The sequence below is a fragment of the Limnohabitans sp. YIMB22184 genome (genome assembly GCF_048020265.1).
GTDB lineage: Bacteria > Pseudomonadota > Gammaproteobacteria > Burkholderiales > Burkholderiaceae_C > Limnohabitans_A.
The window spans coordinates 89,474-114,462 of the sequence record NZ_CP171843.1 but is presented as its reverse complement, the minus strand read 5'-3'; the positions used below and the strand labels follow the sequence as shown (position 1 = coordinate 114,462).

General features: G+C 61.7%; 20 protein-coding genes. 5 read left to right on the top strand and 15 right to left on the bottom strand.

The window, feature by feature from the left end; all coding sequences use genetic code 11:
- Window positions 1–44: 44 nt before the first annotated feature.
- Window positions 45–2,012 carry a molecular chaperone HtpG gene (gene htpG / locus ACHEXL_RS00525; RefSeq protein ID WP_416560133.1) on the top strand — a complete coding sequence of 656 codons (1,968 nt, stop codon included), beginning with the start codon at window positions 45–47 and terminating at the stop codon, window positions 2,010–2,012.
- A 100-nt stretch (window positions 2,013–2,112) separates the two neighbouring features.
- Here htpG and ACHEXL_RS00520 read toward each other — a convergent pair whose 3' ends face one another.
- The 4 genes from ACHEXL_RS00520 to ACHEXL_RS00505 form a co-directional block, all read right to left on the bottom strand.
- Window positions 2,113–3,180, bottom strand: a complete 1,068-nt coding sequence (locus ACHEXL_RS00520) for an ABC transporter ATP-binding protein (protein ID WP_416560132.1) — start codon at window positions 3,178–3,180, stop codon at window positions 2,113–2,115.
- 11 nt (window positions 3,181–3,191) lie between these two features.
- Complete coding sequence (locus ACHEXL_RS00515; protein ID WP_416560131.1) at window positions 3,192–4,046, bottom strand: carbohydrate ABC transporter permease; 855 nt, start codon at window positions 4,044–4,046, stop codon at window positions 3,192–3,194.
- A complete protein-coding gene (locus ACHEXL_RS00510) occupies window positions 4,043–4,921 on the bottom strand; it encodes a carbohydrate ABC transporter permease (protein WP_416560130.1) in 879 nt (292 codons plus the stop codon). The genes ACHEXL_RS00515 and ACHEXL_RS00510 overlap by 4 nt, the downstream gene beginning before the upstream one ends.
- Window positions 4,922–5,071: 150 nt before the next feature.
- Window positions 5,072–6,310 (bottom strand): ABC transporter substrate-binding protein, encoded by a 1,239-nt coding sequence (locus ACHEXL_RS00505; protein WP_416561365.1) that lies wholly within the window; start codon window positions 6,308–6,310, stop codon window positions 5,072–5,074.
- A gap of 198 nt (window positions 6,311–6,508) precedes the next feature.
- On the opposite strand from ACHEXL_RS00505, the gene ACHEXL_RS00500 reads away from it, so the two are divergent.
- The 3 genes from ACHEXL_RS00500 (at window position 6,509) to ACHEXL_RS00490 (ending at window position 9,727) form a co-directional block, all read left to right on the top strand.
- A complete protein-coding gene (locus ACHEXL_RS00500) occupies window positions 6,509–7,177 on the top strand; it encodes a response regulator transcription factor (protein WP_416560129.1) in 669 nt (222 codons plus the stop codon).
- The gene (locus ACHEXL_RS00495; protein WP_416560128.1) at window positions 7,174–8,655 is read left to right on the top strand and encodes a sensor histidine kinase; all 1,482 of its coding nucleotides are present in this window, start codon (window positions 7,174–7,176) and stop codon (window positions 8,653–8,655) included. The genes ACHEXL_RS00500 and ACHEXL_RS00495 overlap by 4 nt, the downstream gene beginning before the upstream one ends.
- Before the next feature lie 88 nt (window positions 8,656–8,743).
- Complete coding sequence (locus ACHEXL_RS00490; protein WP_416560127.1) at window positions 8,744–9,727, top strand: glucokinase; 984 nt, start codon at window positions 8,744–8,746, stop codon at window positions 9,725–9,727.
- A 2-nt stretch (window positions 9,728–9,729) separates the two neighbouring features.
- Here ACHEXL_RS00490 and ACHEXL_RS00485 read toward each other — a convergent pair whose 3' ends face one another.
- From ACHEXL_RS00485 to ACHEXL_RS00465, 5 genes are all read right to left on the bottom strand, one after another.
- Window positions 9,730–10,749, bottom strand: a complete 1,020-nt coding sequence (locus ACHEXL_RS00485) for a serine/threonine protein kinase (RefSeq protein WP_416560126.1) — start codon at window positions 10,747–10,749, stop codon at window positions 9,730–9,732.
- A 27-nt stretch (window positions 10,750–10,776) separates the two neighbouring features.
- Window positions 10,777–11,583 (bottom strand): crotonase/enoyl-CoA hydratase family protein, encoded by an 807-nt coding sequence (locus tag ACHEXL_RS00480; protein ID WP_416560125.1) that lies wholly within the window; start codon window positions 11,581–11,583, stop codon window positions 10,777–10,779.
- A gap of 342 nt (window positions 11,584–11,925) precedes the next feature.
- Window positions 11,926–12,774 carry a 3-hydroxybutyryl-CoA dehydrogenase gene (locus ACHEXL_RS00475; RefSeq protein WP_108427305.1) on the bottom strand — a complete coding sequence of 283 codons (849 nt, stop codon included), beginning with the start codon at window positions 12,772–12,774 and terminating at the stop codon, window positions 11,926–11,928.
- Window positions 12,775–12,851: 77 nt separating this feature from the next.
- Window positions 12,852–13,658 (bottom strand): ABC transporter permease, encoded by an 807-nt coding sequence (locus ACHEXL_RS00470; RefSeq protein WP_416560124.1) that lies wholly within the window; start codon window positions 13,656–13,658, stop codon window positions 12,852–12,854.
- 2 nt (window positions 13,659–13,660) lie between these two features.
- A complete protein-coding gene (locus tag ACHEXL_RS00465) occupies window positions 13,661–14,590 on the bottom strand; it encodes an ATP-binding cassette domain-containing protein (protein WP_416560123.1) in 930 nt (309 codons plus the stop codon).
- Window positions 14,591–14,682: 92 nt separating this feature from the next.
- Between ACHEXL_RS00465 and asd the strand changes: the two genes are divergently transcribed.
- Entirely contained in the window at window positions 14,683–15,540 is an 858-nt protein-coding gene (asd, locus tag ACHEXL_RS00460) for an archaetidylserine decarboxylase (protein ID WP_416560122.1), read from the top strand.
- Here asd and ACHEXL_RS00455 read toward each other — a convergent pair.
- From ACHEXL_RS00455 to leuS, 6 genes are all read right to left on the bottom strand, one after another.
- Window positions 15,537–17,405, bottom strand: a complete 1,869-nt coding sequence (locus ACHEXL_RS00455) for a potassium transporter Kup (protein WP_416560121.1) — start codon at window positions 17,403–17,405, stop codon at window positions 15,537–15,539. The genes asd and ACHEXL_RS00455 overlap by 4 nt on opposite strands.
- A 112-nt stretch (window positions 17,406–17,517) precedes the next feature.
- Window positions 17,518–18,813 (bottom strand): glutamate--cysteine ligase, encoded by a 1,296-nt coding sequence (gshA, locus tag ACHEXL_RS00450; RefSeq protein WP_416560120.1) that lies wholly within the window; start codon window positions 18,811–18,813, stop codon window positions 17,518–17,520.
- Between the two features lie 125 nt (window positions 18,814–18,938).
- Complete coding sequence (locus ACHEXL_RS00445; protein ID WP_416560119.1) at window positions 18,939–20,219, bottom strand: glutamate-5-semialdehyde dehydrogenase; 1,281 nt, start codon at window positions 20,217–20,219, stop codon at window positions 18,939–18,941.
- Window positions 20,220–20,360: 141 nt separating this feature from the next.
- Window positions 20,361–21,413 (bottom strand): DNA polymerase III subunit delta, encoded by a 1,053-nt coding sequence (gene holA / locus ACHEXL_RS00440; protein ID WP_416560118.1) that lies wholly within the window; start codon window positions 21,411–21,413, stop codon window positions 20,361–20,363.
- A 22-nt stretch (window positions 21,414–21,435) separates the two neighbouring features.
- Window positions 21,436–22,032, bottom strand: coding sequence for an LPS assembly lipoprotein LptE (lptE, locus tag ACHEXL_RS00435; protein ID WP_416560117.1), 597 nt, complete (start codon window positions 22,030–22,032; stop codon window positions 21,436–21,438).
- Window positions 22,033–22,045: 13 nt separating this feature from the next.
- The gene (gene leuS / locus ACHEXL_RS00430; RefSeq protein ID WP_416560116.1) at window positions 22,046–24,841 is read right to left on the bottom strand and encodes a leucine--tRNA ligase; all 2,796 of its coding nucleotides are present in this window, start codon (window positions 24,839–24,841) and stop codon (window positions 22,046–22,048) included.
- Between the last annotated feature and the right edge of the window lie 148 nt (window positions 24,842–24,989).

Genomic DNA, 24,989 nt, shown 5'->3' with positions numbered 1-24,989 from the left:
TGTGGGGCGTTTTGGTTTTCTAAACTTCCTTTTTTTGAGACGCCATGAGCAAACAAACCCATGCCTTTCAGGCCGAAGTCGCACAACTGCTGCACCTGGTCACCCATTCGCTGTACTCCAACCAAGAGATCTTTCTGCGCGAGCTGATCTCCAACGCGTCCGACGCCTGCGACAAGCTGCGCTTTGAAGCGCTCAACAACAACGCCCTGTACGAAGACGCGCCCGAGTTGCAGGTGCGCCTGTCCTTCGACAAAGCCGCCAAGACGCTGACCATCACCGACAACGGCATCGGCATGACGGCGCAAGAAGCGATCGACCACCTGGGCACCATCGCCAAGAGCGGCACCAAGGACTTCATGAGCAAGCTCAGCGGAGACCAAAAAGCCGACGCGCAGCTGATTGGCCAGTTCGGTGTGGGCTTTTATTCGGGCTTCATCGTCGCCGAAAAAATCACTGTGGAAACCCGCCGCGCAGGCGCCAAGCCCGAAGAGGGCGTGCGCTGGATCAGCGGCGGCACGGGCGACTTTGAGGTCGAGACCCTCACCCGCGCCGAACGCGGCACCAGCGTGATCTTGCACCTGCGCGAAGACGCGCTGGAATACGCCAACACCTGGAAGCTCAAGGAAATCGTCGGCAAATACTCCGACCACATCAGCCTGCCCATCCTGATGGAAAAGGAAGAGTGGAAAGACGGCGAACTGATCGACCCTAAAGACGAAAACGGCGGCCGCAAACCCGGCGGCATGGTCAAGACGGGCGAGTGGGAAACCATCAACAAGGCCAGCGCCTTGTGGACCCGCCCCAAGAAAGACATCACCGACGAGCAGTACGCCGACTTCTACAAACAGATCAGCCGCGACTTTGAGGCCCCGCTGACCTGGACCCACAACCGCGTGGAAGGCAGCACCGAATACACCCAGCTGCTCTACATCCCGTCCAAGGCCCCAAACGACCTGTGGAACCGCGACAAGAAGGCGGGCATCAAGCTGTACGTCAAGCGCGTGTTCATCATGGACGACGCCGAGGCACTGATGCCCAGCTACCTGCGCTTTGTGAAGGGCGTGGTGGACTCGGCCGACCTGCCGCTGAACGTGAGCCGCGAACTGCTGCAGGAAAGCCGCGACGTGAAAGCCATCCGCGAGGGCTGCACCAAGCGGGTACTGTCCATGCTGGAGGACCTGGCCAAGCACGACAAGGCGCCTGAAGCGACCGACGGCGTCACCGATGTCTTGTCGGAAGAAGACAAAGCCAAGATCGGCCAGTATTCCAAGTTCTACGCCGAGTTCGGCGCGGTGCTGAAAGAAGGCCTGGGCGAAGACTTTGCCAACAAAGACCGCCTGTCCAAGCTGCTGCGCTTCGCGTCGACCACCAGCGACACTGTCAGCGTGAGCTTTGCCGACTACAAAGCCCGCATGAAAGAAGGCCAGGACGCGATTTACTACATCACCGCCGACACCCTGGCCGCCGCCAAGAACAGCCCACAGCTGGAAGTCTTCAAGAAAAAAGGCATCGAAGTGCTGCTCATGACCGACCGCGTGGACGAGTGGGCGCTCAACTTCGTGCACGAGTTCGACGGCACGCCGCTGCAAAGCGTGGCCAAAGGCGCGTTTGACCTGGGCAAGCTGCAAGACGAAGAAGAAAAGAAAGCCGCCGAAGAAGCCGCAGAAACCTTCAAGCCCGTGCTGGCCAAACTGAAAGAAGCGCTGAAAGACAAAGCCGAAGACGTGCGCGTGACCAGCCGCCTGGTCGACAGCCCCGCCTGCCTGGTGGTGACCGACGACGGCATGAGCATGCAACTGGCCCGCATGCTCAAGCAAGCCGGTCAACAAGCGCCTGAAGTCAAGCCTGTGCTGGAAGTCAACCCCGAGCACGCGCTGGTCAAAAAACTCGACGGTTCGGTCCACTTCCACGACCTGGCCCACATCCTGTTTGACCAAGCCCTGCTGGCCGAAGGCGGTTTGCCCGCAGACCCTGCGGCTTATGTGAAGCGGGTCAATGCACTGCTGAGCTGATCGGCGACCGCCCCAGCAAAAAGCCCCGTCGGACTTGCGTCTGACGGGGCTTTTCTGATCCGTGGCTCATGGCTATGAGCCTGCGCTCCACGCCTGTCTATCACCCCACTCTGTCGCCACTCACCCGGTCAAACAAATGCGACTGCTCGGCCGACCATTGCAGGTGCACCGCATCGCCCACGCTCGCTTGCAGCACGCCCGGCACGCGGGCCGTGAGCTTGCCTGCGGCGGTGTCCACCGTGGCGTAGGTTTCGGGACCGGTGGGCTCGATCATGCTGAGCGTGCCAGGCAGGCCTTGGGCCGCAAAGCTGATGCTCTCGGGGCGCAGGCCATAAACCAGCTCGGCGTTGCCATGCGCTTGCAGGGCCGTGCGTTGCGCGTCGGTGATGGCCAGCTCCACACCATGGGCGGTCAAGGAAGCGCCCACACGATGCGCATCCAGCATGTTCATGGCCGGTGAGCCAATGAACTCGGCCACAAAACGGTTGGCCGGGCGGTTGTAGATTTCGCTGGGTGTGCCGAACTGTTGCACCAGGCCGTCTTTCATCACGGCGATGCGGTCGCCCAGCGTCATGGCTTCGACCTGGTCGTGCGTCACGTACACCGTGGTGGTTTGGGTGCGCTGGTGCAGCAGCTTGATCTCGGCGCGCATTTCCACGCGCAGCTTGGCGTCCAGGTTGGACAGCGGCTCGTCAAACAAAAACAGCTTGGGGTCACGCGCCAAGGCCCGGCCCATGGCCACGCGCTGACGCTGGCCGCCCGAGAGTTGCCCGGGCTTGCGGTCGAGCAGGTGGCCGATTTGCAGCATGGCCGACACACGGTCCACGGCGGCTTTGCGCTCGGCCTTGGGCACCTTGCGAATCTCCAGACCGAAGGCGATGTTTTGCGCCACGGTCATGTTGGGGTAGAGCGCGTAGCTCTGGAACACCATGGCGATGTCGCGGTCCTTGCTGGGCAAGTTCGTCACATCGCGCTCACCGATGTGGATGCTGCCGCTGCTGGGGTGATCCAAGCCCGCGATCATCGACAGCAGCGTGGATTTGCCGCAGCCGGACGGGCCGACCAAAATCAGAAATTCACCGGCATTGATCTCCAAATCAATGCCTTTCAGGATGTGGACCGTGTCGTTGTAGGTCTTGTGGATGTTGCGAATGGCGAGTGCGCCCATGGTCTTTTCCTTTAGCCCTTGACGGCGCCAGCCGTCAGGCCGCGCACGAAATATTTACCCGCCACCACGTACACGAACAAGGTGGGCAATGCCGCGATCAGCGCGGCGGCCATGTCCACGTTGTATTCCTTGACGGCGCTGGAGGTGTTGGCCAGGTTGTTCAGGCCCACGGTGATCGGTTTGCTGTCGGCGCCCGAGAACACCACGCCGTACAAAAAGTCGTTCCAGATGTTGGTGAACTGCCAGATCAGCGTGACCACCAAAATCGGCAAAGACAGCGGCAACACGATGCGACGGAAAATCATCCAAAAACCTGCGCCATCGAGTTGCGCGGCTTTGATCAATTCATCGGGCAAGCCGATGTAGTAATTGCGAAAGAACAGTGTTGTCGAGGGGATACCGGCCACGATGTGCACCAGCATCAAACCCCACACCGAACTGGCCACACCCAGCCAGCCCAGCACCTGGCTCATGGGCAGCAGCACCACCTGCATGGGCATGAACACGCCAAACAGCATGAAGGCGAACAGGGTCTCACTGCCGCGAAACTTCCACTTGCTGAGCACATAGCCATTGAGCGAGCCGATCAAGGTGGACAGCAGTACCGCAGGCACTACCATCACGATCGAGTTCCAGAAGAAAGGTTGGAGTCCTTCGCACTGCACACCGGTGCAGGCGCTACCCCAGGCTTTGAACCAAGCGTCCAGCGTGGGCGCGGTAGGCAAGCTCAGCAAGTTGCCCGTGCGCAGTTGCTCGGCGTCTTTCAGCGAGGTGGTCAGCATCACATACAGCGGCACCAAAAACCAGGCTGCGAACAGCAGCAGCATGGACCACAGAATCAGGCGATGAAAATTCAGGCGGTTCATCGTTTGCTCCGCAATTCAGAGTACAGGTAAGGCACCACAATCGCCGCCACGGTGGCCAGCATCACGGTGGCGCTGGCCGCGCCCACGCCGATCTGGCCGCGTGTGAAGGCGGTGGCGTACATGAAAGTGGCGGGCAAATCGGTCGCATAACCGGGCCCCCCTGCAGTGAGCGCCATCACCAAATCGAAGCTCTTGATGGCCAAGTGCGAGACCACCATCAGCGTGCTGAAAAACACCGGGCCCAGGCTCGGCAAAATGATGCGCCAGTAAATGATGGGCAAGCTCGCGCCGTCCACTTGCGCTGCTTTGATGATCGAATCGTCAATGCCACGCAACGCGGCCAAAAACAGCGCCATGACAAAGCCCGCGCTTTGCCACACGCCCGCAATCACCACGCAGTAGATGGCCATGTCCTGATCGACCAGCCACTCGAACTGGAAATCTTCGAAACCCCAGCTGCGCATCAAATGCTGTAAACCCAGGCCAGGATTCAAAATCCACTTCCACGCGGTGCCTGTGACGATGAACGAGATCGCCATGGGGTACAGGTAGATGGTGCGCAAGACGCCTTCGCCGCGCACCTTCTGGTCGAGCAGGATGGCCAGCAACACGCCCAACGCCATCGCACCGCCGATGAAACAAAAACCAAACACCGCCATGTTGGTCATGGCCACACGGAAGCGGTCGCTGTCCAGCAGCGCCGCATAGTGCTGCAGACCCGCAAATTCGTAATTGGGCAGCAGGCGAGAGGCGGACAGGGACAAATAACCGTTCCAGGCCATCAAGCCGTAGATGAACAGCAGCGACAGCACAAAGCTGGGCGCGATGACCAACTTGGGCAGCCAGGCGACTTGCTGGGGGGAGGATACAGACATGGGTGATCCAATCAGGGGCCGACGCGGGCTGCAAGCTTGTGACCTGCAGCCCGATGGCTCAGCGAAATAACAGACTCAGATCAGTTCAACCTTGAGGTTCATGGATGGCCACGCTTTGCTTGCCATGACAGCATCCACCAACTCAACGACTCACTTGACCTTGGCGGCCGAAGCGATCTTGGCTTGCGCGTCTTTCGTGCTCATCTTGTCGTCGTTCCAGAACTGGCTAACGGCGTCTTGGATCGCGCCAGAAGTGGCCGAGCCGATGGCCATGCCGTGCGCCACAGAAGGCACCAAGCCGCCGCTCTTGGCTGTTGACACGAAGTCGTTGGAGCTGAGTTTGGCGCAGTCGTCAAACTTGGCCAGGTTCATGTTCAGACGCACAGGGATGGAGCCCTTGTTCAGGTTGAACACTTCCTGGAAGTCAGTGGACATGATGGCCGAGGCCAGATCTTTCTGGGCCTTGGTGTTGGCATCGTTCTTCAGCTTGAACATGGCGAACGAGTCGACGTTGAAGGTGAACGACTTGGCAGTGCCCGGCGCAGCTGCGCAGGTGAAGTCAGCGCCAGGCTTCTTGCCCGCGGCCACAAACTCTCCCTTGGCCCAGTCACCCATCAACTGCATGCCCGCCTCGCCCTTGATGACCATGGCGGTGGCCAGGTTCCAGTCGCGACCTGGCGCGTTCTTGTCGGTGTAGGTCTTGACCTTCTTGAAGGTGTCGAGCACCTTGGTCATGGTGGCACCGGTCAAAGTGGGCTGGTCCAGTTGTACCAAGGCTTTTTTGTAGAAGTCGGCACCGCCAACGCCCAGCGCCACGCTCTCGAAGGTGGTGAAGTCTTGCCAGTTTTGACCCCCGTGCGCCACGGGGATGATGCCGGCCTTCTTCAGCGCCTCGGCCGCAACAAAGAACTCATCCCAGTTGGTCGGCACTTTGGCACCGGCTTTCTTGAACGCATCATTGCTGGCCCACAGCCAGTTCACGCGGTGCACGTTCACCGGGGCGGCAATGTAGTTGCCCTTGTATTTCATGACATTGGCGACCACGGGCGGCAGCAAGTTGTCCCACTTCTCGGCCTTGGCCACATCGTCGATGTTGGCCAGCACGCCTTCTGCAGCCCATTCTTGCAAAGCAGGGCCTTTGATCTGCGCAGCGGCTGGGGCATTGCCCGACACTACGCGCGACTTGAGCACGGTCATGGCGTTGTCACCACCGCCACCTGCCACGGCAAAGTCTTTCCAGGTGTGGCCTTTGCCTTGCAGTGTGGCCTTCAGCGCTGCGGCCGATTTGGCTTCGCCACCGCTGGTCCAGTAGTGCAGCACTTCCACTTCACCGGCATGGGCCGCCACGGTCAGCACGGCAGCTGTGGCCAAGATCGAACGCTGGAACATTTTCAAAGTTTTCAAGAGAGTCTCCCGGTTGAGGCACACAAGGCCCTGAGTTGATGTGCGAGGGAGCGGATGAGCCGGCCATCACCTCGACGGGCAAATATTAATGTTTCGTTAATTTATTAACACTAGGTTAAACCCTGAGTGCCCATGCGCCAGGATGCGAGGCCACGGGCTGAACAATCCATTAAGCTTGCAGCCATGAAATTGCTGCTTGCCGAAGACGACGCCATGCTGGCCGATGCCCTGCAAACTCAGCTGGGCGGCGCCGGTTTTACGGTGGAACACGCGCCCAATGGGGCAGTGGCCGACTACTTGCTGAACAAACAAGCTTTCGACATTGCCGTGCTGGACATCGGCTTGCCCATGCTGGACGGCTTGGCGGTGTTGCAGCATGTGCGCCAAACCCAACCCACTTTGCCTGTGGTCTTGTTGACGGCCCGCGATGCCTTGGACGACCGGGTTGCCGGCCTGCAGGCTGGGGCCGACGATTACGTGACCAAACCTTTTGACTTTCCAGAGTTATTGGCCCGCTTGCAAGCCCTGCTTCGGCGCAGCCAACCGGCCAACACACCGACATGGGCAGGCGAGCTGACGCTGGACAAGGCCACACGCCGCGCCATGTTGGCGGGCGAGCCCTTGGAGTTGAGCGGGCGCGAATGGACACTTTTGGAATTGCTGGTGCAGCAACGCGACCAGGTGGTGACCAAAGAGCAGATTCACCAGGCCTGGGCTGACGACAGCGGCGAGACCGGTGGCGGCAACTCGATCGAGGTCTACATCCACCGACTGCGGCGCAAGCTCGAAGGGGCACGCCTGAGCATACGGACCGTGCGCGGTTTGGGGTATTTGCTCGAAACCGAGGCATGAACCACCCTCACCTTCCCACCGGCCAAGCGGGCGTCTCACTGGCCCGGCAGTTGTTGTTGTGGGTGCTGCTGCCACAACTGGTGCTGTGGATGACCGGGGGGGTGGCCACCTACCGCTTCGCAGCGGGTTATGCCAACGAGGCGATTGACGCCAGCTTGCTGCAAGCGAGCCGCTCGCTGGCCAGGCAGCTCAAGCCCATTGGCAATGGCCTGTTGATTGACTTTCCACGCGCGGCGCAAGACGTGCTCGAAGCCGACCCCGCAGACCGCCAACTCTACATGGTCAGCTCACCGCCCGGGCAATTCATTTTGGGCAACCAGGCTCTGCCGCCGCCCCCGGCACACCACAGTGACGAGCCGCCGGCATTGAACACGCCGTATTTTTATGACGGCACCATGCCAGTCAATGGCCGCGCGGCCCTGCACACCCCAACAGGTCAGCCACTGCGGCTGGTGGCGCTGTACCTGAGTTTTGGCGACGACGGCGCAGCGCAGCAAACGATGCTGGTGCAGGTGGCACGCAGCAGCGCCAACCGCGAAGAACTGGCCCGGCGCATTTTGGTGGACATGCTGCTGCCCATGTCGAGCCTGGTGCTGCTGATGACGGTGATCGTGTGGCTGGGCATCCGGGCAGGGCTGGCACCGCTGGGCCGTTTGCGCCAGCAGGTCGAAGGCCGCGCCCCCACGGACCTGGCCCCTTTGCAGCTGGCCTCGGCCCCACGTGAACTGTGGTCACTGGCCACGGCCATCAACACCTTGCTGTCGGCGGTGCAAAACACCGTGGCCACGCAAAAGCGTTTCATTGGCGATGCCGCACACCAACTGCGCACACCGCTGGCGGGCCTCAAAAGCCAGACCGAAATCGCCCTGCAGTCCACCACCGACCCCGAGCTGCGTGCCCGTTTGCAGCGCGTGCATGACAGCGCCACACGCAGCGCGCACCTGGTCAATCAGTTGCTCACACTGGCGCGTGCCGAGCCTGAATCGGTCATGGCCCAGGACCGCAAACGCTTTGACTTGCAACGCCTGGCCCAAACGCTGACGGCCGAATGGGTGCCGCGTGCACTGCGAGCGCACATCGATCTGGGCTTGGACGAGCGCGCCACTGCACCGGTCTGGATCGAGGCCAACGAGCTGCTGGTGCGCGAGGCCCTGAGCAACCTGATCGACAACGCGCTGCAATATGCCGGCGCGGGCAGTCAGGTGACCGTGCGTGTGGCTGCAGACATGGCCGGCGCCAAACCGCAGGCCTTGCTGCAAGTCTCGGACAGTGGGCCAGGTTTGTCCCAAGCGGACCGCGAACGCGTGTTCGAGCGGTTTGTACGGGCGAGCGATGTGGGCCAAGGCTGTGGCCTGGGCTTGGCCATCGTGAAGGAAATCGTGGAGCGTCACCAAGGCGAAGTCCAGCTTGGCGGGGTGAAGCCCCACGGCCTGTGCGTATCGATCCATTTTCCGCTGTCACCGACGCCCACAAATTGAACCCGGCTGGTAACTCGATCCACCCCAAAGACACACTCGGGCTGATAACCTGCCGTGCACAAATTGACCAAGCCACTTAAACGAATCCATGACCCACGCTCCAGACCCAAACCCTCGCCTGCTGGGCGACATCGGCGGCACCAACGCGCGCTTTGCCCTGGCGCACGGCGACGGCTCGCCCCTCACGCACGAAATGACCCTGCCCACTGGGCAATTTCCCGATCTGGCAGCGGCTGCACAGGCCTATTTGCAACAGGTGGGGCAAGCTGCGGTGCAAGAGGCCTGCATTGCCATTGCCAACCCGATCGACGGCGATGTGCTGAAGATGACCAACAACCATTGGCAGTTTTCGATCGAGGCCACGCGCCAGGCGCTGGGCCTGGACAAGCTGCTCATGCTCAACGACTGGGAAGCCATGGCCATGGCAGCACCCGCCTTGAGGGGCCCCGATCTGGAACAAATCGGCTCGGGTGAGCCGGTGCCCGATGCGCCCAAAGGCCTGATCGGCCCGGGCACAGGCCTGGGTGTGTCGTCTTTGGTGCGCTCACGCCGGGGCGACTGGGTGCCCATTGCCGGCGAAGGCGGGCATGTCAGCCTGTCACCCACCTGCGAGCGCGAGGCCGACATCCTGCGCATCTTGTGGCGCACCTACCCGCACGTCTCGGCCGAACGGGCCATTTCGGGCATGGGCCTGGAGAACTTGTACCGGGCCATTTGCGAGCTGAACCGCACCGAGGCCGAACCCTTGACCGCTGCACAAGTGACGGCGCGCGCCTTGGCCGTAAAAGATGGCGCCTGCGAAGAAGCCCTGGAGCGCATGTGCCGCCTGTTGGGCAACGCCGCTGCCAACCTGGCGGTGACGCTGGGGGCGCGGGGCGGCATCTACATTGGGGGCGGCATCGTTGGCCGTTTGGGCGACTACTTTGCACAGTCGGGCTTTCGCGCCGCCTTTGAGGTCAAAGGCCGCTTTGAAGGCTACATGCAACGCATCCCGACCTACGTGATCCGCGCCGAGCAACCGGCCCTGATTGGCTGCGCGATGGCGCTGGGCTTGCAAACCGTCCGGCGCTGAATTCAAACGCTGAGTGGGTCTTCCTGCATCTGCTCGACTTGCTCTTGCAGCATCAGAACCTGGCCGCGCCAGTAATCGGGCGTGCCGAACCAAGGGAAGTTGACCGGAAAAATCGGGTCTTCCCAGCGCCGCGCCAACCAGGCGCTGTAATGGATCAGGCGCAGGGTGCGCAGCGGCTCGATCAGGCGCAACTCGGCGCGGTCAAAGTCACGCACCTGTTCGTACCCTTCGAGCAGGACTGACAGCTGCTGCGTGCGCTGACGGCGGTCGCCGGACAGCAGCATCCACAGGTCTTGTACCGCAGGGCCCATGCGGGCGTCGTCCAGGTCCACAAAGTGCGGGCCGCCACCGGGCAGCTCGGTGGGGGTCCACAAGATGTTGCCCGGATGGCAGTCGCCGTGCAGGCGAATCAGGCGGCGTTCCGATGCACCTTCCGCCATTTGTTCTTGCACCAAGGCCAGCGCCGCCGCAAAGGCCTCGCGCCATTCGCGCTCGACTTCCAACGGGATCATTTGGTGCGTTTGCAGGCACTCGGCGGGCTCCAGCGCAAAGGTCTGCACATCGAGCGTGGGCCTGTGCACAAAGGACTTGGCCGCGCCCACGGTGTGGATGCGGGCCAAGAAACGGCCGATCCATTCGAGGACTTCAAAGTCGTCCAGCTCCGGCGTACGGCCGCCGCGCAAGGGGCTGACCGAAAAATCAAAGCCTGCACTTTGGTGCAGGGTCTGGCCGTTCAGAACCAAGGGCGCAACCACGGGCACTTCATTGGCCAGGAGTTCGGCCGCGAAGTCGTGCTCTTCCTGAATCTGCGCCTGGCTCCAGCGGCCGGGTCGGTAAAACTTGAGGACCACGGCCGCGCTGCCCTGAACGGGTTCATCCAGGTGCGCACGGTACACGCGGTTTTCGTAAGAGCTGAGCGCCAGCAAACGGCCGTCGGGCCACAGGCCCAGATCGGTCAGGGCGTCCATCACCCGGTCAGGGGTGAGTTCGGCGTAGGGGTGCAAGGCGTGGGCATCGGTCATGCACCGATTGTGGCGCACGCCCGACGTCTACTGGCCGGTAAACCGTGCAGCGCGTTTTTCCACAAACGAGCGCACGCCCTCGGCCGCGTCTTCGCTGCGCGACAAGCGTTGCTGCACGGGCAAAAAGTCGTGCATGGCCACCAGCGGTCCATGCTCCACCGCTTTGAGCACGTTTTGCCGTGTAGCCACCACCGCCAGCGGGGCCTGGGCGGCGATTTGCTCGGCGATGCGCAGGGCCTCGGGCAAAAGGCTGCCCGCGGGCACCACCTTTTGCACAAAGTTCAGGCGCAGGGCTTCGGCGCTGTCAAACACATCGGCCGTGAGCAAATGCAAAAGCGCATTGCCCATGCCAGAGCGCTCGGCCATGCGCAGCGTGGCCCCGCCCGTGGCCATGATGCCGCGCTGCACTTCCAATTGCGAGAACCGGCAGTCGTCGGCCGCGACCACGATGTCGGCGGCCAGCATCAGTTCAATGCCCAGCGTGTAAGTGATGCCCTGCACCGCCACCACCATGGGTTTGACGCGGCGGCGGTAGCCTTCCATGCCCAGGTTCAGCGGGTCCACCAGCCCCAGCGGCACGGCTTTTTCGCCGCGCTGCATGAGCGGCGCAATGGTGGGCAAGTCCAGCCCGGCCGTGAAATGCGCACCCGCAGCACACAACACGCCCACACGCAGGGCCGGGTCGTCGTCGAGCCGGGTATAGGCCTCGCCCAGCTCGCGGTACATCTTGGGCGTGAAACCGTTGCGCTTGGCAGGGCGGTTGATGCAGATTTGAAGGACCGCACCGTGCACGCTGCAGTCGATCTGGCCTTCGGGGTGGGGGGTGGTGTTCATGACACCATGTTAGAGGTCGACATGGCGATGCCGTGTTCACGAACGTGACAGCATGGCGGTTCACCCCGCCGTTATGAGTCGGGGAGTAGCGCAGGACTGAACGGATCAGGGGCGACGCGTGTTTGAGCGAAGCGAGTTTGCGGCGAACCCCGTTCAGGCCGGGCAACGCAGCGTGCCCGGAGCGCTAGCGGAGGGACGATGAATCCGGCTCGCCTTCTCTTTGCTTACTTTCTCTTGGCGAAGCAAGAGAAAGTGAGTCGCCCGCCGGGGCGAGACCCGGCTTGGTGGTGAAAGTCTCGCAAGCCAAATGGACGGCAATCCAAGGATCGTCCGACAAGCACTTCAGTACTTGTAAACGCCCTGCCCGGTCTTGCGGCCCAAGCGGCCTGCGGCCACCATTTCTTTGAGCAAGGGGCTGGGGCGGTATTTGCTGTCGCCGAACTCCTTGAGGTAGACCTCCATCACGGCCAGACACACGTCCAGACCGATCATGTCGGCCAACGCCAGCGGGCCAATCGGCTGGTTACAACCGAGCTTCATGCCTGCGTCAATCGCCTCGGCTTCGGCCAGGCCCTCGCCCAGCACAAAGAAAGCTTCGTTGATCATGGGCACCAGGATGCGGTTGACCACAAAGCCGGGAGCGTTCTTGACGGTGATCGGGGTCTTGCCCAGGGCCAGCGCCATGTCGTGCACCGCGTCGTGTGTGGCGTCGCTGGTCTGCAGGCCACGGATGATTTCCACCAGCGCCATCATGGGAACGGGGTTGAAGAAGTGCATGCCAATGAAGCGGTCCGCACGCTGCGTGGCAGCGGCCAATTGGGTGATCGAGATCGACGAGGTGTTGGACGCGATGATCACATTGGGGGCCAGCAGGGCGTCCAGTTGCTTCAAAATCTTGACCTTGAGTTCGTGGTTTTCGGTCGCGGCTTCGATGACCAGCTGGGCGCCTTTGAGGTCGTCGTAGTTGCTGGAGCCTTGGATGCGGGCCAGCGCTGCAGCCTTGTCGGCCTCGCTGATTTTTTCTTTCTTGACCAGACGGTCCAGGCTGCTGGCCACGGTGGCCACGCCCTTGGCCACGGCCGCATCAGAAATATCGACCATCACCACCTGGATGCCCGACACCGCACACGCCTGTGCGATGCCATTGCCCATGGTGCCTGCGCCAATGATGCCTACGGTCTGGATGCTCATGTTTTTTCCTTGAGAGAATCTAATGGGTATGAATGAATGAAATATCTTAGCGGGTGAACCTGAACCAGTTCATTTCGTCAGCTGCGAAACCGCTTCCTGGTGAGCGCCAGCGCCACCCAGAACGACACCACCGCAAACCCCGCCAGCACCAACACATGGCGCAGCGGCTGGTCTGGCCAGCGGTCCAGAAACAGGGGGCGTACCAGGTCCACAGCCACCGACAAGGGCAGCCAGTCGGCGATGACGCGCACAAAACCGGGCAATTGCTCACGCGGGAAAAAGATACCCGAGAGGAACATCATGGGCGTGAGGAACAGGGTGAAGTAATAGGTGAAGAAGTCGTAGCCTTTGGCCAGCGCGTTGAAGATCAACGCCATGCAACTGAAGGTGATGCCCACGCCCAGCAGCACAGGCCAAGCCCCCAAGAGTTTCCAGCTGTGGCTGATGCCCAAGGCGAGCATCACACCCAAGATAGCCGTGACGGTGAACAGCGCTTTGAACGCGGCCCATAGCATTTCGGCCAGCACCACGTCATCGAGTCGTACCGGGGCGTTCATGATGCCGTCCCAGGTTTTTTGCACATGCATGCGGGAGAACGCCGAGTACAGCGCTTCAAACGTTGCCGCATTCATGGCGCTCATGCAGATGCTGCCGCTGGCCAGATACAGGATGTAGGGCACTTTCTCGCCGCCCAGCTCGATCTGCCCGACCAGGGCCCCAAGGCCGTAACCAAAGGCGACCAACCACATCAGCGGCTCGGCGATGTTGCCCACCAGGCTGGGGATGGCCAGCTTTTTCCAGACCAGCCAGTTGCGCTGGAACACAGGCCACCAGCGCATGGACAGACGGGGCGCGGCCCAAATGTTGTTTTGAATTTGGCTCATGGTCAGCCTTCCTCTCGGATCTGGCGTCCGGTCAATTTCAAAAACAGATCTTCCAGGTTGGAAGGTCTGTGCAAGGTCCGAAGCGCGGGCCAAGCCTGCAGTGCGCTCATCAAGGCGCGGCTGTCCTGGGTGTAAAAGAAAACCGTTTCGCCGCTGACCTCGACACGCCCGGCCAGAGCTTTCAGGATGGCTTCTTGCGCCAGCGCCACCGCGCCTTGGCCAAACACCTCGACCACTTCGGGCTCCAGGTGCTCGGCGATCAAATCGCGGGGTTTACCTTCGGCAATCTTGCGGCCCTGGTCCAGCACCAAGAGGCGACTGCACAGGCGCTCGGCTTCGTCCATGAAGTGGGTGGTCAGCAAGATGGATTTGCCCTCTTGCAGCAGCACTTGCAGGCGCTCCCACATCAGGTGCCGCGCCTGCGGGTCCAGGCCCGTGGTGGGCTCGTCCAGCATCAAGAGCTGCGGGTGGTTGATAAGCGCACGCGAGAGGCTCAAGCGCCGCTTCATGCCGCCCGACAACTCGCCGGGCTTGGCTTGGGCTTTGTGACTGAGGGCCCCAAATTCGAGCAGCTGCGGAATGCGCTCACGGATCACGGCGTCGGGCAGGCCGAAGTAGCGACCAAAGACCAGCAGGTTTTCCTCGGCGGTGAAGTCCGGGTCCAGCGTGTCCATTTGCGCCACCACGCCCAGGCGGGCCTTGATGGCCAGCGCGTCACGCGGCATTTGCAGGCCTTCAAAATAGCGGATGTCGCCACTGCCCGGCTCGGACAAGCCCAGGCACATGCGCAGCGTGGTGGTTTTGCCCGCGCCGTTGGGGCCGATCACGCCCAGGCACTCGCCGGGGTTGATGTGGAAAGACAGGTCATTGACCACGGTGGTGTCGCCGTAGCGTTTGACCAGGTGTTCGACCGAAAGCAAAGGGGTGTTCATGGCTGGATTGTGCCTGCTCCCCCACGGGGAAACCCGCGGCCATCGCCCGATAAAATCAGGCCCTTATTCAGAAACGCCCCGGCGGCCTCTTCATGTCCAGCTCTTTCTCCGACCGCGTCGCGGTCTTGCCGCAGTACCTGATCCCCAAACAAGCCCTGACCGCCTTTGCCGGCTGGGTGGCGGGCAGCCAATGGGGGGGCGCCACCACCGGCATCATTGACTGGTTCGTGAAACGCTACAACGTGAACATGGCCGAAGCCGCCAACTCAGACACCGCCAGCTACAAGAGCTTCAACGAATTCTTCACCCGCCCTTTGAAGTCGAGTGCCCGCCCCCTGGCAGCGGCCGACTTGGTGAGCCCCGTGGATGGCGCGATCAGCCAGTGCGGACCTATCGTGGGTGACCAGGTGTTTCAAGCCAAGGGCCACAGCTACAGCACGCAAGCGCTGGTGGGCGGCGACGCGGCATTGGCGGCGCAGTTTCAAGACGGCGAATTTGCCACGCTGTACCTCAGCCCACGCGACTACCACCGCATCCACATGCCTTGCGCCGGGCGGCTCACGCGCATGATTTACGTGCCGGGCGATTTGTTCTCGGTGAACCCGACCACCGCACGCGGTGTGCCGGGCTTGTTTGCCCGCAACGAGCGTGTGGTGTGCGTGTTTGAAGGCGAGCACGGCCCCTTTGTGATGGTGCTGGTGGGCGCCACCATTGTGGGCAGCATGGCCACCGTGTGGCACGGTGTCGTCAACCCGCCGCGCCCGGGCACAGTGCGCGAGTGGACCTACGAGATGGGCAACATCGGCTTGGCCCAAGGCGAAGAGATGGGCCGCTTTTTGCTCGGCTCCACCGTGGTGATGCTGTTTCCCAAAGGGGTGATGCGGTTCAACCAGGACTGGACACCCACCCGGCCCATCGTGATGGGCGAGGCGATGGGGTCAGTGATTTAAATCTCGATCTTGGAGCCCAGCTCCACCACCGCGTTGGTGGGCAGGTTCAAAAACTCGGCTGCGGCGCTCGCGTTGTGGTGCATCTGGGCAAACAGTTTTTCGCGCCAAGTGGCCATGCCACCGCCAATCGTCGGAATCACGATGTCGCGCGACAGGAAATAGCTGGTCATCATCGGGTCGAGCTTGTAGCCCTCGCCTTCAACGGTGGCCAGGGCCGAGGGCAGGTCCGGATTGTCCTTGAAGCCGTAGTTCACGATGACTTGCCAGCAGTCATGGCCCAGCGGGGTGACCTCCAGGCGCTGCTGGGCGTCCATGCGCGGCACTTCGTGGCTGCGCACCGTTACAAACAGGTTGCGCTCGTGCAGCACCTTGTTGTGCTTGAGGTTGTGCAACAAAGCATTGGGCACATTGCCCGGCTCCGCCGTCAGAAACACCGCCGTGCCTTCAACCCGTGTGGGCGGGGCGACGAAAACCGCCTCAAGAAAATCATTCAGCTTGAGCGCGTCGGAGCGCAGTGACTCGTTGAGCAAGCTGCGGCCGTCGTGCCAGGTCAGCATCAAGGTGAATACGGCCGCGCCGATGAGCAGCGGAAACCAGCCGCCGTCAAACAGCTTGAGCAAGTTGGACGCCCAAAAGGCCAGATCGACCACAAAGAAAAAGCCCGTTGCGCCGATGCACAGCGCCAGCGGCAACTTCCAGGCGTAGCGGATCACAAAGAAGGTGAGTACGGTGGTGATGAGCATGTCGGTGCACACCGCAATGCCGTAGGCCGCTGCCAGGTTGCTGGAGGACTTGAACATGACCACGGCCAAAACGATGGCCGTGAACAGGCCCCAATTCACAAAGGGCATGTAGATTTGCCCGGTGTCGGTTTCGCTGGTGTGCAGCACCTGCAGGCGTGGCAAATAACCCAGCTGGATCACCTGTTTGGTCACGCTGAAGGCACCTGAGATGAGGGCCTGCGAGGCGATCACTGTGGCCATGGTCGCCAGACCGACCAGCGGCAACAGGGCCCAGTCAGGGGCCATCATGAAGAAGGGGTTTTTCACGGCCTCGGGCTCGGCCAGCAGCAATGCACCTTGGCCAAAATAGTTCAAGGTCAGGCAAGGCATGACCACGCTGAACCAGGCCAGGCGAATGGGCTTTTTGCCAAAGTGCCCCATGTCGGCATACAGCGCTTCGCCGCCCGTGACACACAACACGACCGCCCCCAAGATGATGAAGGTGGTGCCGGGCTCGTTCCACATGAAGCCCAAAGCGTAGTGCGGGCTGATGGCCAACAAGATTTCGGGGTGGTGCACGATGTGCGACACGCCCAGCACCGCGATGGTGGCAAACCAGACCAGTGTGATCGGGCCAAAAAACTTGCCAATGCCTGCCGTGCCGCGCTTTTGCACCCAGAACAGCCCGAACAGGATCACCAGCGTCAGCGGGATGACATATTTCTTGAAAGCGGGGGAGATGACCTCTAGGCCTTCCACCGCCGACAGCACCGAAATCGCCGGGGTGATGACGCCATCGCCATAAAACAGGCAGGTCCCGAAGATGCCCACCACCAGCAGGACTTTGCGGGTACGTGGACGGTCTTTCACCGATTGGGAAGCCAGTGCCAGCATGGCCACCAGGCCGCCCTCGCCGTGGTTGTCGGCCCGCAGCACCAGCACCACATACTTGACCGACACGATGGTGGTCAGGGTCCAGAAAAAGATGGAGAGGATGCCGTAGACGTTGTCGTGCGTGAAAGGCACATGACCGGAGCCAAAGACCTCTTTCATCGCATACAGCACGCTGGTGCCAATGTCGCCATACACGACGCCGATGGCGCCCAAAGTCAATGCGACAAGAGAAGAACGGGTGGAAGACACGTGCAGTGACCTGACGCGGGTCAAGCCGGATGACAAACAAGGGCGCTATTTTGCGCCCGATTTCAGGCCCGTGTCACCGTACTTCTGTCGATCTTGTTGCGGTGCAGCAACTTCAGTCGTAAACCTCAGCCTCGGGATCGGTCGCTTCCAGCTCGTAGCTGGCCGCCAGCATGGCCAGACGGCCAATCACGCCATACATGTAAAAGCGGTTGGGCACGCTGGCACCAGGTTTGACGCCGGGCTGGGGCAGGTGCGGGGCGTCAGCAAAGGCCAAAGGCACGAAACTGGCGCCCGGCGCGTTCAGGTTTTCGTCCACGCCGCGCTCGGCATGCACGCGGTAAAAGCCTCCCACGACATACCGGTCCATCATGTAAACGACGGGCTCGGCCACGGCGTCGTTGATGCGCTCGTTGGTCAGCACGCCTTCCTGGATGATCACATCGTTGACGGTCTGGCCGTCCTTGATGACGTTCATCTTGTTGCGGGTTTTGCGGTTGAGCGCATCCAGATCGGCCACATCGCGCACCGTCATGATGCCCATGCCATAGGTGCCGTTGTCGGCCTTGACGACCACAAACGGCTTTTCGTTGATGCCGTATTCCTTGTACTTGCGCTTGATCTTGGTCAGCAGCGCATCCACATTGCTGCGCAAGCACTCCATGCCGGTGCCTTCGGCAAAGTTCACGTCGCCGCACTGGCTGAACATCGGGTTGATCAGCCACGGGTCAATGCCCAGCAACTTGCCAAAACGCTTGGCCACTTCTTCGTAGCTCTGGAAGTGCTTGGTCTTGCGGCGCACGCTCCAGCCCGCGTGCAAGGGCGGCAGCAGGTATTGCTCGTGCAGGTCTTCCAGAATGCCCGGGGCACCAGCCGACAGGTCGTTGTTGAGCAAGATGGTGCAGGGGTCGAAATCTTTCAGGCCAAGGCGGTGCTTGCTGCGCACCACAGGTTCGAGCGTCACGCTTTCGCCATTGGGCAACTCGATGGTGGTGGTTTCCTTGATCTCGGGGTTGATCGAGCCCAGGCGCACATTCAGACCGGCCATGTGGAAGATGCGCTGCAGCTGCGCCACATTGGTCAGGTAAAAAGTGTTGCGGGTGTGGTTTTCCGGAATGATCAACAGGTTTTTGGCCTCGGGGCAAATCTTTTCGACCGCCGCCTGGGCTGCCTGTACCGCCAAAGGCAGCATTTCAGGCGTCAGGTTGTTCCAGCCACCGGGGTAGAGGTTGGTGTCCACCGGGGCCAGCTTGAAGCCGGCATTGCGGATGTCCACCGAGGTGTAGAACGGGGGGGTGTGCTCCATCCACTCCAGGCGAAACCAGCGTTCGATCGCGGGCATGGAGTCGAGGATGCGCTGCTCCAGCTCATTGATGGGGCCGGTCAGGGCTGTGACAAGATGGGGAACCATGGGCGACCTTTATGAGGCTGAAATGACAAAAACAAAAGAATCATATGAGGCCGGAGAACGCCTTTGCAAGCACTGACCGGACAAAAAGCGAGGGGCTTGTGCACCACGCCACAAAAAGACCGGGCTCAGCCGCGGACCTCACCCTCGCCCAGCACCACGTACTTGAGTGAGGTCAGCCCCTCGATGCCCACCGGGCCCCGGGCGTGGAATTTGTCGGTGCTGATGCCGATCTCGGCGCCCAAACCGTATTCAAAGCCGTCGGCAAAGCGGGTGCTGGCGTTGACCATGACGCTGGCCGAGTCCACCTCACGCAAAAAGCGCTGGGCGTGCATGTGGTCACGGGTCAGGATAGCGTCGGTGTGGTGGCTGCTGTAGTGGTTGATGTGGGCAATCGCCTCATCCACCCCTTCGACCACCTTGATGCTGATGATGGGGGCGAGGTATTCCTCGGACCAGTCCTGCTCGGTGGCGTCTTTCAAATAGGCCCCAGCGACTTGGCTCAATATGGTCTTGGCTTTGGGGCAGCAGCGCATCTCCACGCCTTTGGCCGCGTAAACCGCCCCAATTTTGGGCAGGAATTCGGCCGCCACGCCACGTGCCACCAGCAAACTCTCGCTGGCATTGCAGGGACTGTACTTTTGCGTCTTGGCGTTGTCGGCCACCCGGACCGCCATGTTGATGTCGCACGGATCGTCCACATAAGTGTGGCAGTTGCCGTCCAGGTGCTTGATGACGGGCACCTTGGCCTCGGCGCTGATGCGCTCGATCAGGCCCTTGCCGCCACGCGGGATGACCACGTCCACAAACTGCGGCATGGTGATGAGTTGGCCCACCGCGACGCGGTCGGTGGTTTGCACCAGTTGCACCGCATCGACCGGTAAACCGCTCTCGGTCAGCGCTTGCTGCACCAGTTGGGCCAAGGCCTTGTTCGATTCAATCGCCTCGGAGCCGCCGCGCAAAATGCAGGCGTTACCGCTTTTGATGGACAGACTGGCCGCCTCGATGGTCACGTTCGGACGGCTCTCGAAAATCATGCCGAACACGCCGATCGGCACCCGCATCTGGCCCACGCGGATGCCGCTGGGCACCTGCTTCATGCCGATGATCTCGCCGATCACATCGGGCATGGCCGCCAATTGCTCGCAGCCTTGGGCGCAAGTCTCTAGCACTTGAGGGCTGAGCTTCAGGCGGTCCACCATCGGCTCGGCCAGGCCGGCTGCGCGGGCGCGTTCCAGGTCCTTGGCGTTGTCCAGTTGCAAGGCGTCGGTGTTGGCACGCAACAAGGCGGCCAGATGGCGCAAGGCCTGGTTTTTGGTGGCAGCCGATGCCTTGGCCATCAGGGCCGAGGCCTGTTTGGCCTGCTGACCCAAGGCCTGGACGTGTTCGATGGTGTTCAATTCAGTCATTGGGTCATTTTCGCAGATGCAGGATGGGTTTTTGGGGGAGGGCTGGCCCCGCGGCCGAATGTCTGCATGGTCACATGGATACAGCTGAGCCGGGCACCCATTCGCGAGCAGGGGCTCGCACCACAAAGCAACGCGCTTGGGTCAGCGCACGAGGCAAAAGCGCGAGAAGCGCACAGCCAGGCGTTGCAGGGCTTGCCAAGGGTCGGTCGGCCAGTCGGGCACTTTCAGGCCTTTGACGATGCCATCCACCTGGTGGGCCGCTTGCAGCAAACCGTTCAGACGGGCTTCGCTCATGCGGGGCAGCACGCGTTCAAACAAGCGCTCGCGCGGGCCCCACACCCGCTGCTCGCGCAGCGCCAGGGGCATGGGTTTGCCTGCGGCAATGGCGTCTTTCACGCGTTTCAAGGCGCGGATGTCTTCGGCCAGCGTGTAGTGCACCAGCACAGCGGCCTCGCCCTCGGCCTGCAGGCCGTCGAGCATGCGCTGCACGCGGGCCACCTGGCCTGACAACACCGACTCGGACAACTTGAACACGTCGTAGCGGGCCACATTGACCACAGCAGACTCCACTTGTTCTTGGCTGAGCTCACCGGGTGGATGCAACAAACCGAGTTTTTGGATTTCCTGGTGCGCAGCCAGCAGGTTGCCTTCCACGCGGTCGGCAAAAAACTGCAGAGTGCGCTGGCCTTCTTCGCCTGCCACCACGCGCTGGCCTTGCTGCTGCAGGCGCTGGGTAATCCACTGGGGCAGCGCGTTGCGGTCCACCGGATCGATCTGGATCGACACGCCCGAGTTTTCCAGAGCGCCAAACCAGGCCCCTTTGCGGGTGGCGGCATCGAGACGCGGCAACAAAAACAGGGTCAAGGTCGTGTCGTTGCCTTGGGCTGACGCGGCCAGTTGCTGAATGGCGGTGCCGCCCTCTTTGCCGGGCTTGCCCGAAGGTACGCGCACTTCCACGATTTGTTTGTCGGCAAACAGGCTCAAGCTGCCGCCTGCGGCCAGCACTTCGCTCCAGTCAAAGTGGGCACCCGAAACGGTGTGCACGCTGCGCTCGGTGAAGCCCTGGGCCCGGGCTGTGGCCCGGATGGCGTCGGCGGCCTCCTGGATCAGCAAGGCCTCATCGCCATGCAACACATACAAGCTGCGCAAGCCTTTTTGCAGGTGCGCAGACAACTGAGGAAGGGCCAACTGCATGGGTGCGCTCAGTCCCAGCGCATCAAGGCCGGGTTGCCGGATTGGACGAGGCCTCTGGCGCAGGCGCCGCTGCGGGTGCTGCCGCACCCGTCGGCTTGGGCAGGCTGCGCGGCTTGACCGCCGACAAACGGCGCATGATTTGCTGCACGATGTCGGTTTGCATGTCGCGGTACAGAATGCCCATCTCGATTTCTTTGGACAGTGCGGCCGTTTCGTTGAAACTCAAGTCGCGTTGCTGGAACAGCTCGACCGGCTCGATCAACGCCACGCCCTGCGGTGTGCGCAGGCGAAAACGCACACGCAGCCGCAATTGCAACTCGCGCACCTGGCCGGTGGCACTCACGCCCACCGCCACCTGCTGGCGGTCCTCGCTCAGGATATCGAGGATCGCATCGGCCTGGAGCATTTGCTTGGGCTCGGTCAACAGCTCAATGCGCCCCGTGCCGAGCAAGTTGCGCCTCAACTCCACCCCCAAGGGTGAGGTGGTCGAGAAATTCGCATACAAGGTCTTGAACGCGAAATCGTTGGTTTGGCGCAGCTGAAATCCGCAAGCCGAGAGCCAGGCGGGCATGGTGGCCAAGCCCGCAGCAGTCAAGAAAAATCGGCGTGTGGGTTTCATGGGGTGTGCGCTCTCAAATCACCACGTTGACCAGGCGGCCCGGCACCACAATGACCTTCTTCGGTGCAGCACCTGCGGCCTGCTTGACGAAAGCTTCGTTGGCCAAGGCTGCGGCTTCGATCTGGGCCTTGTCGGCGCTGGCGGGCACCAAAATCGACCCACGCAACTTGCCGTTGATTTGCAGCATCAGCTCGATCTGGTCGCGCGCCAGAGCAGACTCGTCCACCGTAGGCCAAGGAGCGTCCAGCAATTCACCTGCAGCTTGGGCAAAACCCAGTTGCTGCCAGATTTCGTCGGTGATGTGCGGGCAGGCGGGGTAGAGCATGCGCATCAAGAGCGAGACGCCTTCGCACAAGGCGGCGGTGTCACCTGCGCTGCCATCGGGCTTGAAGTCTTCCAGCGCGTTGAGCAGCTTCATGCAACCAGACACCACGGTGTTGTATTGCATGCGCTCGTAGTCGTAACCCACTTGCTTGAGCACCAAGTGCATCTCGCGGCGCAAGGCTTTGGCAGCATCGCCCAAAGCGGCTTGACTCAGATCTTGACCGGTGGCCGAGCGCAGCAGCTCGTGGTGCTTGAACGCGAAGTTCCAGACCCGGCGCAAAAAGCGGTAGCTGCCTTCCACGGCCGCGTCATTCCACTCCAGCGTCACCTCGGGTGGCGCGGTGAACATGGTGTACAGGCGCGCCGTGTCCGCACCGTAGCGCTCGATCAGGTCCTGCGGGTCTACGCCGTTGTTCTTGGACTTGGACATGGTGCCCACGCCCTCGTAGTCTATTGGCGTGCCCACGGGCAGACGGCCATCGCCGCTGTCGGCTTCGTTCTTGAGCTTGGCACCTACCACTTTGCCGGTCTCGTCGAGCACATGCTCCACATCGTGGGGCCAGAAGTAATCCTTGCCGCCCTTGGCGGTACGGCGCGAGTAGATGTGGTTGAGCACCATGCCCTGCGTGAGCAGCTTGCTGAAGGGCTCATCCACCTTGACCAGACCCAGGTCGCGCATGACCTTGGTCCAGAAACGGGCGTACAGCAGGTGCAGGATCGCGTGCTCGATGCCACCGATGTACTGGTCCATGCCACTGCCGCCAGTGGCTTTGTTCTGGTCCCGCATCCAGTAATCCGCACCCTCTGCCACCATCTTCTCGGCGTTGGTCGGGTCGCAATAGCGCATGAAGTACCAGGACGAATCCACAAAGGTGTCCATGGTGTCGGTCTCGCGGCGGGCCGCTTTGCCGCACACCGGGCAGGTCACACCCGCATGGAAGCCTTCGTGTTTGTGCAGCGGGTTGCCTGAACCATCCGGGATGCAGTCTTGCGGCAGCACCACGGGCAGGTCTTTTTCGGGCACGGGCACCGCACCGTGTTCGTCGCAATGGATGATCGGGATCGGTGTGCCCCAATAACGCTGCCGGCTCACGCCCCAGTCGCGCAGACGCCAAGTGGTTTTTTTCTCGCCCAGGCCTTTGGCCGCCAGCAGTTCAGCCACTTTGTAAACGGCGGCTTTTTGAGACAAACCATCGAGTTCGCCGGAGTTGACGCAAATACCGTCTTTGGTGGCGTACCACTCGGACCATGCGGTTGCATCGAAGACCTCAGAGGCCTTGGCGTTGCCTGCGTTGGGCAACGATGTTGAGCTTGCGTCTGAGGCGCCCGACGCAGGCGACGACAAGGCCGGAGCTCGTGTAGCGACAACCTGCTTGATGGGCAATGCGTATTTCAAGGCAAACGCAAAGTCGCGTTCGTCATGTGCAGGCACGCCCATCACCGCGCCGTCGCCGTAGCTCATCAGCACATAGTTGCCCACCCAGACCTCGACCTGCGCGCCGGTCAAGGGGTGCGTCACAAACAGGCCCGTGGCCATGCCCTTTTTCTCTTGTGTGGCCAGCTCGGCCTCGGTCGTGCCGCCGGTTTTGCACTCTTCGAGGAAGGCCGCCAGAGCCGGGTTGCTGGCCGCGGCGTGCAGCGCCAGCGGGTGCTCAGCCGCTACGGCGCAAAACGTCACGCCCATGATGGTGTCGGCGCGGGTGGTGAAGACATACATCTTCCCGTCACCAATCAGCTGACCGTCAGCACCTTGGATGTCGTGCGGGAAGGCAAAGCGCACGCCTTCGCTCTTGCCAATCCAGTTTTCCTGCATCAGGCGCACTTTGTCGGGCCAGCCGTTGAGCGTGGCCTTGTCATTGCCGATCTGCACATGGTCCAGCAGCTCTTGCGCGTAAGCGGTGATGTTCAAGTAGTAACCAGGGATCTCGCGCTTTTCGACCGGGGCACCGGTGCGCCAGCCTTTGCCGTCGATCACTTGCTCGTTGGCCAGCACGGTCTGGTCCACCGGGTCCCAATTCACCACCTGGGTCTTGCGGTAGGCGATGCCTTTTTCCAGCATCTTCAAGAACAGCCACTGGTTCCACTTGTAATAGGTCGGGTCACAGGTGGCGACTTCGCGCGACCAGTCGATGGCCAGGCCCATGGCCTGCATCTGCTTTTTCATGTACGCGATGTTCTCGTACGTCCACTTGGCCGGGGGCACGCCGTTCTTCAAAGCGGCGTTTTCGGCGGGCAGACCAAACGCGTCCCAGCCCATGGGCATCAGGACGTTGTAACCCTTCATGCGCAGGCTGCGCGTGAGCATGTCGTTGATGGTGTAGTTGCGCACATGGCCCATGTGCAGCTTGCCGCTGGGGTAAGGCAGCATGGAGCAGGCGTAGAACTTCTTTTTGCTGGCGTCTTCGGTGACGCGGTAGGCATCGCGGGCGGTCCAGCGGGACTGCGCAGCAGGTTCGACTTCGAGGTGGTTGTACTTGTCTTGCATAGCCTGCGATTGTAGAGGGCGCTCAGGCTGGGGCTGGCCTGCTTGACAGGCCTTGAGGCCCGCAAAGAGGGCGGCCCGAGCGCCTCAGACGCAGACTCAACATCGTTGCCCGGGCCGCCCCCTCTGCGGGCTTGGGGCATTGGGGGCA